Here is a 13,659-nt window from a genome sequence, read left to right as displayed (position 1 = left end):
GGAAACCGTATGACGCCGCTGGAAATAGTCGCTGTAATCTTCAATATCGCCGGGGTGTGGCTTACCGCCCGACGGGTGCGCTGGTGCTGGCCGGTCAGTGTGGTCGCGGTGTTGTTGTACGGCTGGATCTTCTTCGACGTGAAGCTGTATTCCGACATGCTCCTGCAACTGGTCTTCGCCGTATTGCAGGGCTACGGCTGGTGGCGCTGGAGCACCGGGCGCATCGACGCGGGCAAGGTGCGGGTCGAGCGTCTGCCAGTCCAGGAAGCCTGGCGTCATTTATTCGCAGGCGTGATCGGCGCCCTGCTGCTGGGCGCCGCCATGCACCACTTCACCGATGCCGCATTGCCGTGGCTGGACTCGCTGCTGACTGCCTTCAGCCTGGTGGCCAGCCTGTGGGCGGCGCGCAAGTACGTGGTGAGTTGGTGGCTGTGGATCGTGCTGGATACGGTCTACGTGGGATTGTTTGTGTACAAGGATTTGCAATTGACCGCCGCGTTGTATGCCGGGTTTGTGGTGCTGGCGGCGTATGGGCTGGTGTCCTGGCGGCGTGATTTGCGCCAACAGGAACAGCAACTTTCAGTTGCTTGAACACGGTGTTTGTTTCCCAACTGTTGCCAGGCCAACAGCTGGGAAAACATATAACTAAAACAACGCATTACAGTACATAAAATCATTAAACATAAAGCCCTTATCGCGTTTAAATATAAAAAATCCCATGGGTATATTTATGAATTTACGTACTGTCGTGACCTTGGGCCTGGCCCTGTTAGTGGCCAGCCCGGCGGTGTTCGCCGGGGCAACGCTGGATCGCATCACGCAATCCAAACAGTTGGTTGGCGTGCTGATGGAGAACTATCCGCCCTTCTCTTTTCTCAATGAACAAAACCGGCTGGATGGCTTCGACGTCGACGTGGCCAAAGCCGTGGCTGACAAACTTGGCGTCACCCTGAAGTTGGAAACACCCTCTTGGGAAGTGATCGCCGCTGGCCGCTGGCAGGGCCGTTATGACGTGTGCATCTGCTCCATGACCCCAAGTGCCGCCCGTGGCCAAGTGTTCAATTTTCCTGTCGAGTATTACGCCTCACCGGCGGTCATCGTGGTCAACGCCGATGAATCTTCCATTCACTCGGCCAGTGACCTTTCCGGGAAAAAAGTCGGCGTCGGCAGCGCCTCGACCTACGAGGCCTACCTGAACAAAGACCTGGTGATCGAAGGCGCCAACACGCCAATCGAATACCCGTTCAGCCAGATTCAAGCCGTGCCTTACGACAATGAAATCGTGGCCTTCCAGGACTTGGCGCTCGGCACCGGCAAACGCCTGGACGCAATGCTCACCAACCTGGTGACCGCCAATGAGCGAATCAAGCATGACCCACGCTTCAAGGTCGTCGGCAAACAGCTGTACAGCGAGCCCAACGTGGTCGCCACCGAAAAAGGCGACCCCCAATGGGACGCGAGGCTGACCCAAGTGCTGGCCGACCTTAAAAGCGACGGCACGCTGACGAAGATCTCCCAGAAATGGATTGGCGCAGACATCACCCAATGAGCGTTTTCCCCACCCCGCCCTCTGTGTTGAAACCGCCGCCCGTCAAACGCCAGTGGTTGCCCTTCCAGGTGCGCCTGTGGCTGACCTGGGGCGTGATGCTGTGCCTGTTCGCCGGGCTGTTCATGAGCTTCGACCTGCAGTTTGCGATCGTCGCGGCCAAGTGGCAGAACCTGGTGGGCCTGCACCTGTCGCCCAACGGCTTTCTGCAGGGTGCGGCGCTGACGCTGTTCCTGTGCTTCTGCTCGATCTGGCTGTCCCTGGCCCTGGGGTTTGCGACGGCCCTGGCGCGCTTGTCGAACAGCGCGGTGGCGTTCGGGATTGCCAGTTTTTACGCCTCGTTCTTTCGCGGCACGCCGCTGCTGATCCAGATTTTGCTGATCTACCTCGGCCTGCCCCAGTTGGGCGTAGTGCCGGGCGCCATCAGCGCCGGGATCATTGCACTGTCGTTGAACTACGGGGCGTACCTGAGCGAGATCTTTCGCGCCGGCATCATCGGAGTGTCCCAGGGCCAACGTAATGCTGCGGCGGCGCTGGGCATGGGCCCGGCGGTGACGTTCTGGCAGATCGTGCTTCCCCAGGCGATGCGCACCATCATTCCACCGACCACCAGCCAGTTCATTTCGATGCTCAAGGACTCATCGCTGGTCTCGGTCATGGGCGTCTGGGAAGTGATGTTCCTCGCGCAGTCCTACGGGCGCTCCTCATACCGCTATATCGAAATGCTCACCACCGCTGCCGTCATCTACTGGCTGCTCTCCATTGGCCTGGAACTGATCCAGGCGCGCCTGGAGCGGCACTACGGCAAGGCCTACCTTCACGGGCGATAACCGCTTTTTACCTGCAGGAAGCACCATGTCTGATCCAACCCCGTTGTTATTCGGCCTGTACGAACAAGCCAGTGTCGGCTGCGGCGGTGCGCCCAGCCTGTGGACCCACCCGGCGGATGAACGCCTGGGCATCAACACCCTCAAGTACTGGTCGAACCTGGCCCGCACGGCAGATGAAGCCAACCTCGACCTGATGTTCTTCGGCGATGTGCTGGGCTTCTACGATGTGTTTGGCGGGTCCGAAGCGGCGGCGTTGAAATGGGCGGTGGAAGCGCCGGCCAACGACCCGCTGACGATCATTCCCGCACTGGTGGCCCTGACCGAAAAGCTCGCCTTTGGCGTCACGGTCAGCACCACCTACGAACACCCATTCACCCACGCCCGGCGCTTCAGCACCCTGGACCATTTGTCCGACGGGCGTATCGGCTGGAATATCGTCACCTCTTACCTGTCCAGCGCCGCACGCAATTTCGGCCTGGAGCAGATGATCAAGCACGACGACCGTTACGAACGCGCCGAAGAGTTTCTCGACGTGGTGTACAAGCTCTGGGAAGGCAGTTGGGCCGATGACGCGGTGCTCGCCGACAAACTCGCACGCACCTATGCCGATGGCGCGCGTGTTCGACCGATCCAGCATGCCGGCGACCATTACCGGGTGGCCGGCCCGCACCTCACGTCACCCTCGCCGCAACGCACGCCGCTGCTGATCCAGGCGGGTTGGTCGGGCCGTGGCCGGCAGTTCGCGGCCAAACATGCAGAGCTGGTGTTTATCGCCAAATCCAACCCGCTGGAGATACGCCAGGGGCTGGAAGATATCTGGCGCCAGGCCGAGGCCCGCGGGCGCAGGCAGCAAGACGTCAAATCCCTGACCGTGTTGCGCATCGTCACCGCCCCCACCGCCATCGAAGCACAAAAGAAATACGAGACCCTGCAAAGCAACTATCACCTGCAGGCGCAGTTGGTGAGCTACGCGGGCGACACCGGTATCGATATCAGCCGCTACGCCGACAGCGAAGCACTGTCCACCCACACCGAAGGCATGACCTCCTACGTGATGAAACCCGATGGCAGCGGCCAACCGCTGACCGCCGGCGAGGTCAAGCATCGCTTCGCCAACGTGACGCGGGGCAGCGACCTGATCCTGGTGGGCACGCCGGAGCAGGTGGCGGAAAAAATCGAGGAACACGCCAGAATTTCCGGCACCAGCGGCTACATGCTCAACCCGTTGATCAGCCCCGGCTCGCTGAATGACTTTGTCGAACTGGTGATCCCGGCCCTGCAAAAACGTGGGCTGTATCGCACCACGCCGCAGACCGGCACCCTGCGTTCGCGGCTCAGCGCCGAGGGCAGTGACCGCTTGCCAGCCTCGGCCCATGGGGCTTCGTTCCGCTTTGAGTAAGGTGCTGGTGGGCACTGCGTGACCTGCGCAAACAGGAACGGTAAAGTCACGCCCAAGCCCGGCCTGTACACGGAACCCAGGATGCCTTTCGACCCGATTTCACCGCACTACCAGCGCATTCGCGAACAAATCGCCAACGATATTGCGGCGGGCGTGCCCCAGGCCGATGAGAAATTCCCGTCCGAACGGGAGATGATCGAGCGCTTCGGCTGCACCCGGGTCACCTTGCGCCAGGCTTTGCAGCAGTTGGAAGCGGAAGGCCTGGTGTACAGGGAAAACCGTCGCGGCTGGTTTGTCAGCCCCCGGCGTATCCGCTATGACCCGACGCGCATCAGCGGTTTTATGGATTACGTAAGTGCCCAGGGCCGTACGCCCCGCACCGAATGCCTGCACGCAGAGCTGCGCCCGGCGGGCGACTGGCTGGCCAGGCGGATGGGCCTCGCCTCGGCGGATGAGCCGGTGTTTTTCCTGCAACGGCGGCGCTGGATTGACCGGCGGCCGGTGCTGCTGGAGTTCAACGCGCTGCTGGCAAGCTGGTGCCCGGGGCTGCTGGAGGCCGACTTGAATACCTCGCTGACCCAACTGCTGCGGGAGCGGTTTTCCCGGGTGCAATCGCGGTGTGAGCTGGAGATGCACATTGGCACGGTGAATGAAGAACAGGCAGAGCTGCTGCAATTGTCGCAGGGGTCCACCAGCGTGTACCTGGAGCGCTTGAACTTTGGCGAGGATGACCAGCCGGTGGAGTTCGACCAGGAGTTCTGGCGCCCGGATGCGTTGTCGATCGTGATGGAGACGCGCTACCCCGGCACGTGAATTTCACACCTGTGAAAGCTTGTGACTTGTTGCCAATAAACCCGTTTTCACCCGCTGCCAGCCCCTAATATCGAGTCCTCGTGCGCCCCATCACATGGACTGAACCGATGATCACCCGCCCCGAAAAATCCGCCTCGCCCCGCGTCGATCAACCCAAAGCGCCCGAGCGCGTTTTCGACGCTGTCCTGAACAAAGCCAGAATCCTTGCCAATACCGGGCCGGGCGACAAAACCGTCAAGCCCGAGGACTACAAGGAGGTCACCGCCCTCCCGGCCAAACTCGACATCGACAAGCTCAAGGTCATTTCCGAAGACAAAGACGCCGGGGTGATCTACTTCGAACAGGACGGCGCCAAATACAAGATCAGCGCCGAGGGTGCGGCCAACGCCCAGGACGGTTTCGACGTATTGAAAAACCTGCGCTTCGGCCATGCCGTGGCCCCCGTCAACCAGGGCGGCCCCGACGAAGGCACGCCGTTGTACACCTTCCTCCAGACCCTGGCCGAAACCCAGGGCACCCCGGCCGGCAAGGCCATCGTCGAAAGCCTGAAGAACCCCGACCAGCAGCTGCTGCGCGAAGACGGCGACGGCGTACGCCTGGCCAATATCAAATCCGTGGGCAAGGCCGAAGACGGCATCCTCAAGGTCAGCCTGGAAAACGGCAAGACCCTGGTCATCTCCGAACAGCTCACGCCCCAGGCGTTCAGCACCTACACCCAGGCCGGGGTGACCAAGCAGGCCCTCAATGAGGGCAAGGCCAAGGGCTATGAGGAAGTCACCAGCCTGCCGGGAGACCTTGATTTCAGCCAGTTGAAAGTCGTCTCCGAAGACAGCGGCGCCGGGGTGATCCTGTTCGAACATCAGGGCCACAAATACGCGATCAGCAAGTCCGAAGCCGACCTGCCGCAACCCGGCGCCGACCTCAGCAACCCGAACCCAAACGCCGGCGGCACCTTCTACAACTTCCTGCATGCCGTGCACGCCAGTGAAGGCTCGCAAGCCTTCGACTACATCAAGAACGCCCAGTCCCTGCCCGGCCAGGAACTGCTGCGCAAGGACGAGGCCAGCCTGAAGCTGGGGGACATCAGCAAGGTCGACGCGCCCATGGACGGCATCCTGGTGGTCAACCAGGCCGACGGCAAATTGCTGGTGGTGTCCAAAGACATCACCCCCGAGGCCTTTGCCGCCTACACCTCCAAGGGTCAAACCCTGGCCGGCATCGAAAAAGCCAAGGGCGACGGCTACACCCTCGCAGGCCCGGACGCTTACCTGGCCTCTACCGAAGACATCATGAGCGTCGGCGGCGCCGGGGATTATGGCCCGGGGCTGATCGCCTTCACCCAGCACAAGCCCGGCGGCAGCGAAGAGAAGATCGTGGTGTCGGAAGACAGCAACCCGCAGATGTTCGAACAGATTTCCGGCTACCGCAGCGACATCGCCGCGCAAACCACCGACGTCGACAAGCTGCGCACCGACAACGGCCTGCCGCCCCTCAAGGACGTCTCCGTCGACAACCTGACCACCACCGAGAAAGATGACAGCGGCAACCCGCTGTCGGTGCAGGACCTGTCGATGAAGACCCTGGTGGACAGCTACCGCGCCGGGGTCAAGGACGGCAGCATCGGCAAGGACGACCCGCGCGCCAAGTTCCTGCGGGCGGTGGAAGCCCGGAGCATGGCCGACAACGGCATGTCGATCATTCCCGAGCACGGGTTCGGCAACCAGGGCATCGCCACCACGCCCATCGACGTGACCTCGCGGGACGTACGCGACAACATCTTCGACACCAAGGCCATCGACCAGACCATCAACGACCTGCTCGGCGACTCGACCATCCAGCACGACATCAAGGCCAACCACGACGCGGCGCTGGGCAAGGTCGACGGCGGCCAGGCCAAGGTCGATGAGACCAGGCAGAAGCTGATCGACAGCACCTCCTCGGAGAACTTCACCAAATACATCAAGTCCCTGCAGGACAGCGGCAAGACCGAACTGGCCACCCAGGAGATCCAGACCGCCTACACCGCGCTGGCCGACATCGACCCGGCCAAGGCCGACAGCTTCCTGCAAAACCTGCAAATCGACGGCTACACCGACGCCGTTGAAAAGCTGATGGACGACCCGACCAAGATCTCCGACGACAACACTGCGCTGGCCACCACCGACAACACCATGGCGATCCTGTCGATGCTCAAGGGCAGCGCCGACGGCCTGCCGCGCCAGGCGCTGGGGGTGTATTCGAAGTTCGTCGACCAGCTGCTCAAGGACAAAAACGCCGCCGCCGACTTCGGCAAGGCGATGATTTCCCTCGGCGACACCTGGCAGAAAAATGGCGTGATCAGCTTCAGCGACATCGACAAGGCCGTGTGCAAGGAGATCATGCCCGGCCTCAGCGAAGAGAACCGCAGCGCGTTCGTGAAGAACCTCAACTTCCTCAAGGACAACGGCGTACTCGGCTCGGTGGGTGGCGCAATCGGCATGGGCCGTATCGTTTACCAACTCGCCGGCCAGGGCGGCAAGCTGGCGGATACGCCGATGAAGCGCCTGGGCATCGCCAACGACTTCCTCGGCTTCCTGGGCACCGGCTCGCACTTCGCCACGCTGGGCTTGAAGGTCTACGACAAATTGCGCGGCACCAACGCCTACAAACTGATGGGCTTCGACCGCTCCCTGCCCGACCTCTGGGCCAAGCCCGGCGAGGGTTACCACGCCCTGCCCAAGGACGCCGAGGCGGTGCAGAAGAAGTACTTCGAGATCGTCGACCAGGCCATGGACGACGGCAAGGACGTGGGCAAGGCCCTCAACAGCGGCGGCTGGAGTGATGAAGGCGCGAAGAAGGTCCAGGAAGGCATCGAAAAAGGCATCGCCAGCCGGGGCGGCGTGGCCGGTGCGGGGTTTGGCGCGAAGTTCGCCAGCAGCGCGATCAAGGTGATCGGCATGGCCACCGACGTGGCGGGCGGCGTGATCAGCGTGGTCCAGGCGGCGTTTACCCTGCGTGATGGTGTGCGCGAGAAAGACCCGGTGAAAATCGCTTCCGGCTCGCTGTCCATGGCCGGTGGCGTCAGCAGCCTGGTGGGCGCGGCAGGCGGCGTGCTGGGCACCCTGGGGGTGACAGGGCGAATCATTCCGTTCCTGGGGCCGGTGGGCTTCTTGATCTCCGGCGCGTTGTCGTTTGTCGGGGCGATCCTCAGCACGGTGCAGTCCCACAAACTGCACAAGATCTCGATGCAGAACTGGGACCAGATCCAGGACTTCAAGCAGGACGGGTTGCTCAAGCCCAACGGTGATGAGGCGTATGTGTGGTTGCAGACGTACCTGTCCGACTGGGGCCAGCGGGATGCGCCACAGGACCAGAGTATTTTTGACTTCCGCAAGGAAGAGTGGGATGCGCGCTCAAGCATTCGCGGAGGCGACCATCGGCGGGACCATCCGGACTTTATCGGCGACGGGAACAACCGCAATTCAGAGGACTACAAGTACTCGCTGAAACCGTCCGAATGGACCAATGAGAACCACGACATTATCTGGCGGGTGGGGGATGGGTATGGGGGTGAGTATCATGATGTGGATAAGCCCTGACTTAACCTCCTGACACCCGGAAGATCGAATGTCCCCGGGCGCTTCCAGTGGTGAGCTGGGCTTTCTGGGCTGAGCTGGGCTTTCTGTGGTGAGCCTGGCTTTCTGGGTGAGCCGCTTTTCTGTGGTGAGCCTGGCTTTCTGGGTGAACCGCTTTTCTGTGGTGAGCCTGGCTTTCTGTGGTGAGCGGGCTTGCCCCGCGCTGGGCTGCGAAGCGGCCCTATCAAGAATACCGCGTCTTGCCAGGCAAATTGGGGTGTCAGGTTTTGGGGCTGCTTCGCAGCCCAGCGCGGGGCAAGCCCGCTCACCACAGAAAGCCCAGCTCACCACAGAAAGCCAGGCTCACCACAACAGCGCCACCAACCACACGCCTAATCCCAAGCATCAGATCCAGCAGGCATCCCAAAGCGAATAGTCGCCTACATGCTCAACCAACCCGGCGCGCAACGGATTAGCAATGATATAGCGAGCCATTTTGCGAATGTCATCCTCTGCCCGCACAGCCCTATCGTGATAACCCGGCTGCCACACCCGCTCTTTGCTGTGACGGCGCTGATTGATGGTTAACGTGCTGCGGGATTTGGTACGGCGCACTACATCGGCCAACGTTTGTTGCTTCAGCTCGAATAACCAATGGATATGATCAGGCATGATAACCCAGGCCAGGGAGTCGACCAGCCCTGACTCTTGAGCCCGCCGGAACTCGGCAACCAGTAGACGGCCAAGGAACAAATCGCGGAACAGCCGCTGGCGGTGATGGACGACGATGGTGATGAGGTAGCTGCGTCCGGGCTCTGAGTAACGGCCCTGGCGCAAGCGATGAGATTGGGGGGTGGGGCGCATTCCATTGCTCCAGGAAAAGGTCCTAAAGAGCATTAACGCTAGCGCGTGGTTGCCAGTGAGCCAGTGGCACAAGGTGACTGGATATATCTGATGCGTGGGTTCATGGAACTGAGTGCCACCTCCCCTCCGTGGTAAGCAGGACTGTTGTAGTGGGCTGGGCTTGCTGTGGTGAGCGGGCTTGCCCCGCGCCGGGCTGCGAAGCGGCCCTATCAAGAACACCGCGTCTTGCCAGGCAAATTGAAGCGTCAGGTTTTGGGGCTGCTTCGCAGCCCAGCGCGGGGCAAGCCCGCTCACCACAGCAAGCCCGCTCACCACAGAAAGCCAGGCTCACCACAGAAAGCCCAGATCACTATAAGAAGCCCGCTCACCACAACAGCCAATCAATGCAAGACGCAACGATCAGATCAACCGCGCTGCCACCAACCAGTCCGCCACCGCCTGGAACGACGCATCCGGCACCGGGTCTCCCGGTACGGTCTTCCTGGCAATCGCCTCCGCCAACCCCCTGTCCGGCGCCTGCGGTATGCCGAGGTCAAACGCTTCCTGCAACATCCCCAACGCTTCCTCCGGCGCCGCCCGGCATACCACCACCGGCACCGGTGTCTCGCCACGTACATAACGCACACCAATCACCCAGCCATCGGTGGTGCCAATCATCATCGACGCCCGGCCCAGCCCCAGTTTGGTGGCCAACGCCTGCATCTCCTGGCGCTGGCGCCGCCGTTCGCTCTTGATCAGCGGGTCGCCATCAATGTCCTTGCGCTCGCGCTTGGTCTCGCTGCGGGTCATTTTCATGTCGCGGCCGAACAGCCAGCGCTGCATCAGCACGTCCACCCCGCCCACCAGGATGAAGGCCGCGAGCACGGTGAACACCAGCGGCTTGAGCACCAGGAAAAACGTCGATTCGATACACCCGGCGCCACACCGCGAGGACTCCATCAGCGCCTGCAACGCATGCCGCCCCACCACGTAGAACGCCACGGCCAGCACATGCACCTTGATCAAGCCCTTGATGAACTCCACAAAGTTGCGCAAGGCAAACAGCTTCTTGAAGCCTTCCGCCGGGTTGATGCGCTTGAACTCGGGCTTGATCGGTTCCACGGAGAACACAAAGCCACGCATGGTGATGATATTGGTCAGGATCACCACCCCGGTCGTCACCGCCATCACCGGCAGGGTGATGCCGATCACCAGTTGCTCGGCATGGTCCAGCACCCGTGGCCACACGGTGGCAAAGGGTTCGATGTAGATCTGTGCGGTGAGGTCGATCAGCGCCGTGACCTGGGCCTGGGCCCGGGGCGCGAGGATGGAAATGCACAGGGTGCAAAACAGGATGACCATGCCCGAGACCAGGTCCTGGCTCTTGGCGACCTGGCCTTTTTTGCGCGCGTCCTTGAGTTTTTTGTCCGTGGCCGGCTGGGATTTTTCTTCGCTGGTATCGCCCATGCCCTACTCCATGCCCGCCAGGGTTTTCAGCAGCTCCACCGTGCCGCGAAATTCCGCCAGCTGGTCCAGCATCAACGGAATCAGGAAGCCGATGTAGATCACCATCAGGATCGAGAAAAACAGATTTTTCACCGGCAACGACAGGTCGAAAATATGCAGGTTCGGCGCCATCCGCGACAGGTACGCCAGCATCAAATCGGTGACCAGCAGCGAGATGATCAGCGGCGACACCATCAGCACCCCGACCCGCATGATCTGGTCGAGAATCGACAGCACCGCCAGCAACGCCGAGCTGGCGAACACCGGGGTAAACGCGGTTACCGGCCACAACTGGTAGCTGTGGTAGTAGCCGTCGACCATCAGGATAAAACCGCCGGACATGAAGAACAGTGTGATCAGCATTACCGTCAGCAAGGTGGACATCACACTCGATTCCCCGGTGGACAGCGGGTCCACCAGTTGCGCCATGGTCGAACCGCGCTGCAGGTCGATCAACTCCCCCGCCACTTCCGCCGCCCAGAACGGGATGCCGAACAACAGGCCGATCAGGATGCCGATCAGGAATTCCTTGATCAGCAACCCGGCGATAAACAGGCTGCCGTGGTTGGGCATCGAGGTCATGGCGTCGAACACCGGCATGAACATCGGGATCGAAATGGCCACGGCCACGCAACCCCGAATCATCCCGGTCAGCCCCAGGCGGTTGAACGCCGGGGTGATCACCACCACGCCCATGGCCCGGCACGCCGCCAGCGAGGCCGAGCTGATCACCGGGTAGGCGACTTCAAGAAACTGCGCGGTAAGGCTGGCATCCATGGGCGGTCAGCGCGTCCACAAGGGAAAGTTGTCCAGCACCTGGCCACCAAGCTCCGCCACTTGCCCGGCCAGCACAGGGCCCAGGAACACGATGGTCAGCAACACCGCCACCAGCTTCACCACCTGGGGCAGGGTCTGGTCCTGGATCTGCGTCAGTGCCTGGAACAGCCCCACGCTCAAGCCGACAATAATCGCCACCCCCAGCGCCGGCGCAGAGAGCATCAGCACGGTCATCAGTGCCTGTTTCATCAATGACAGGAAAACGTCCTGGCCCATGGGTCGTGCCTCAGCCGTAACTCAGAATCAAACCGTGCATCAGGCGCGACCAGCCGCTCAATGACACGAACAGGAAGATTTTCAGCGGGATCGAAATCAGGTTCGGCGAGACCATCGACATGCCCATCGCCATCAACACGTTGGACACCAGCAAGTCCACCACCAGAAACGGGATGTACAGCAGGAACCCGATCTCGAAGGCCCGGGTCAGTTCCGAGCTGACGAACGCCGGGATCAGTACCACCAGGTCGTCATCCCGCAAGTCGGCACGGGCTTCCGGCGACCAGATGGTCTCGGTGGCCTGCACGAAAAAACCGCGCTCGGACTCGTTGGCAAAGCGCGCCAGGTGCGCCTGCAACGGCGGGCGCAAGGCATCGCCAAGGTCCTTGAGTTGCTCGACGTGCTCGATATTGAGGTCGCGCCCCTCCACCTGGCGGTACATGTCGCCAATCAACGGCGTGGTGACGTACACCGACAGAATCAGCGCGATGCCGTACAGCACCAGGTTCGGCGGCGTCTGCTGCACGCCCAGGGCGTTGCGGATGAGGAACAGCACCACCGAGATTTTCATGAACCCGGTGAGGGTCACCACCGCCAACGGGATCAACCCGATGGTGGCGACCACCAGGATGATCTCGATCAGGTTCGGCTGATAACCGGTCATGGGGTGGCGAAACTCAGCAGGCGTACGCCCAGGCCGTCACCGATTTTCACCAGTTGGCCCTGGCCGACGCGGCGGCCGTTGACCATCAGGTCGACGCCATCCACCGTGGGGGTATTGAGTTGCAGCAGGCTGCCCGCGCCCAGTTCCCGCAGTTGCGCCAGGGTCAGTTCCAGGCTGCCGACCTGGCACACCAGCTTGAGGGGCAAATCGTCCAGGGCCGCGGCGGCATCGACATCAGTCATTGTGTTCTCCATGTCCAAAAGGGGCGATTTCAAAGATTCCTGTAGCTGCAGCGACGAGCCGTCGCGCTGGCAGCGGGCTTGCAGGCGGCCCTCAAGGTCCAGCAACCAGCCACTGCCGGGTTCGAGCATCAACACATCGCCAGGCTGCAAGCTGCGCAATTCGCCGAGGCTCAGCCATTGCCGCCCGGCCACCACCGCCAGGGTCTGGCGCAGCGCGGGTAAAGGGTCGGCCTCAATCTGGCCGTGTTGCTCCAGCATCTGCGCCACCAGCAGCGCGGCGCTTTCGCTCAAGTCCAACTGGGCGGCCATGGGTGGGCTGTTGCCGAAGGTCAAGGTCAGCGCCAGGTGCACGGCGTAAGGCCGCTGATCGTCACTGGCATCGAGCAACTGCACCGGGTGGCCGAGCAACTGCTCAAGGCGCTCGATCAAATCCAGCACCGCCAACTCCAGCAGCAACGAGCGCGGCAATGACGGCAGCACCTGCGCGTCGAACTGCAACGCCAACGGCACCAGCACCTGCTCCACCGTGTCGGCCGAGAGCCGCAGGCGCGCCGGGGATTGCCCGAGTAGCAGCCATACATCCCGGGGTGTTTTCAGCGGCTGGGGATCGGCGGCCCAGGCGACGCTCAGGTCCTGGCCGGCGCACCCGCCCTGCCACGCGTGGCGCCGGCGGTGCAGTTGGTTATGCACCGCGAGCAACGCCGGGTCGTAGTGTTCAAGCCAGGGCGCCAGCGGGTCGGCAAGGGCCACGATCATGTGCCGAGCCCTTGCTCTTCGCGCAATTCACCGGCGACCCGCTCGCTGCTTTCGCGGCCGTCCAGCAGGCTTTGCCAGGCGTCGGACTGGCGCTGGCGGTTCAGGCGTTCCTGACGGAACAGGTCGCGCTCACGCTCTTGGGTTTGCAGGGTGCCGGATACGTGGCTGACGTCACCCTCAAGCAGTTGCTCATCGTCGGACAAGCCCCGCAGGCGATCCTGGGCCGCCTGCCAACTGGCCACCGACAGGCCTTCGGTCAGCGAGGCGTAAATCTCGCCGGCTTCACGGGCAACGGCTTCGCGGTGCCGGCGCAATTGCTCTTTGGCGTCGGTCAAGGCGCCGTGGGTCTGCGCGCAGCGTTGCTGTTGCGCCGCCAACTGGCTGGCCGCCCGTTGTTCACGCAGCACCCGCAGGGTTTGCAGGGTGCGCAGTTGTTCGGTCTTCATGGGTTGC

General features: G+C 62.0%; 13 protein-coding genes. 6 read left to right on the top strand and 7 right to left on the bottom strand.

The window, feature by feature from the left end; translation table 11 throughout:
• Nucleotides 1–9 precede the first annotated feature (9 nt).
• The 6 genes from pnuC to P3C29_RS28320 all read left to right on the top strand — a co-directional run bounded on the left by pnuC (nt 10) and on the right by P3C29_RS28320 (nt 8,166).
• On the top strand, nt 10–591 hold the full coding sequence (gene pnuC, locus P3C29_RS28345) for a nicotinamide riboside transporter PnuC (protein ID WP_275966011.1): 582 nt from the start codon (nt 10–12) through the stop codon (nt 589–591).
• Nucleotides 592–730: 139 nt separating this feature from the next.
• Nucleotides 731–1,549 (top strand): transporter substrate-binding domain-containing protein, encoded by an 819-nt coding sequence (locus P3C29_RS28340; protein WP_275966010.1) that lies wholly within the window; start codon nt 731–733, stop codon nt 1,547–1,549.
• A complete protein-coding gene (locus P3C29_RS28335) occupies nt 1,546–2,376 on the top strand; it encodes an amino acid ABC transporter permease (protein ID WP_275966009.1) in 831 nt (276 codons plus the stop codon). Before P3C29_RS28340 ends, P3C29_RS28335 begins: the two co-directional genes overlap by 4 nt.
• 25 nt (nt 2,377–2,401) lie before the next feature.
• Nucleotides 2,402–3,775, top strand: coding sequence for an LLM class flavin-dependent oxidoreductase (locus P3C29_RS28330; protein ID WP_275966008.1), 1,374 nt, complete (start codon nt 2,402–2,404; stop codon nt 3,773–3,775).
• A gap of 81 nt (nt 3,776–3,856) precedes the next feature.
• The gene (locus P3C29_RS28325; protein ID WP_275966007.1) at nt 3,857–4,588 is read left to right on the top strand and encodes a UTRA domain-containing protein; all 732 of its coding nucleotides are present in this window, start codon (nt 3,857–3,859) and stop codon (nt 4,586–4,588) included.
• Nucleotides 4,589–4,695: 107 nt separating this feature from the next.
• Nucleotides 4,696–8,166: a hypothetical protein gene (locus tag P3C29_RS28320; RefSeq protein ID WP_275966006.1), complete on the top strand. Its 3,471-nt coding sequence runs from the start codon at nt 4,696–4,698 to the stop codon at nt 8,164–8,166.
• Between the two features lie 381 nt (nt 8,167–8,547).
• Here P3C29_RS28320 and P3C29_RS28315 read toward each other — a convergent pair whose 3' ends face one another.
• The 7 genes from P3C29_RS28315 to P3C29_RS28285 all read right to left on the bottom strand — a co-directional run bounded on the left by P3C29_RS28315 (nt 8,548) and on the right by P3C29_RS28285 (nt 13,652).
• The gene (locus tag P3C29_RS28315; protein WP_275966005.1) at nt 8,548–9,006 is read right to left on the bottom strand and encodes a transposase; all 459 of its coding nucleotides are present in this window, start codon (nt 9,004–9,006) and stop codon (nt 8,548–8,550) included.
• Between the two features lie 399 nt (nt 9,007–9,405).
• Nucleotides 9,406–10,452, bottom strand: a complete 1,047-nt coding sequence (locus tag P3C29_RS28310) for an EscU/YscU/HrcU family type III secretion system export apparatus switch protein (protein ID WP_169389100.1) — start codon at nt 10,450–10,452, stop codon at nt 9,406–9,408.
• A 3-nt stretch (nt 10,453–10,455) separates the two neighbouring features.
• Nucleotides 10,456–11,268: a type III secretion system export apparatus subunit SctT gene (gene sctT, locus P3C29_RS28305; protein WP_003208312.1), complete on the bottom strand. Its 813-nt coding sequence runs from the start codon at nt 11,266–11,268 to the stop codon at nt 10,456–10,458.
• 6 nt (nt 11,269–11,274) lie between these two features.
• Nucleotides 11,275–11,544, bottom strand: coding sequence for a flagellar biosynthetic protein FliQ (locus P3C29_RS28300; protein ID WP_010167085.1), 270 nt, complete (start codon nt 11,542–11,544; stop codon nt 11,275–11,277).
• A gap of 10 nt (nt 11,545–11,554) precedes the next feature.
• Complete coding sequence (sctR, locus tag P3C29_RS28295) at nt 11,555–12,208, bottom strand: type III secretion system export apparatus subunit SctR (RefSeq protein WP_003208316.1); 654 nt, start codon at nt 12,206–12,208, stop codon at nt 11,555–11,557.
• A complete protein-coding gene (sctQ, locus tag P3C29_RS28290) occupies nt 12,205–13,206 on the bottom strand; it encodes a type III secretion system cytoplasmic ring protein SctQ (RefSeq protein WP_201124782.1) in 1,002 nt (333 codons plus the stop codon). The genes sctR and sctQ overlap by 4 nt, the downstream gene beginning before the upstream one ends.
• Nucleotides 13,203–13,652, bottom strand: a complete 450-nt coding sequence (locus tag P3C29_RS28285) for a hypothetical protein (protein ID WP_275966004.1) — start codon at nt 13,650–13,652, stop codon at nt 13,203–13,205. Before P3C29_RS28285 ends, sctQ begins: the two co-directional genes overlap by 4 nt.
• Nucleotides 13,653–13,659 lie beyond the last annotated feature (7 nt).

This window comes from Pseudomonas sp. 1912-s (assembly GCF_029269205.1).
In the GTDB taxonomy this organism is placed as follows: domain Bacteria; phylum Pseudomonadota; class Gammaproteobacteria; order Pseudomonadales; family Pseudomonadaceae; genus Aquipseudomonas.
Note: the sequence above shows the minus strand (reverse complement) of the source record. Positions and strands in the feature narration are given on the sequence as shown.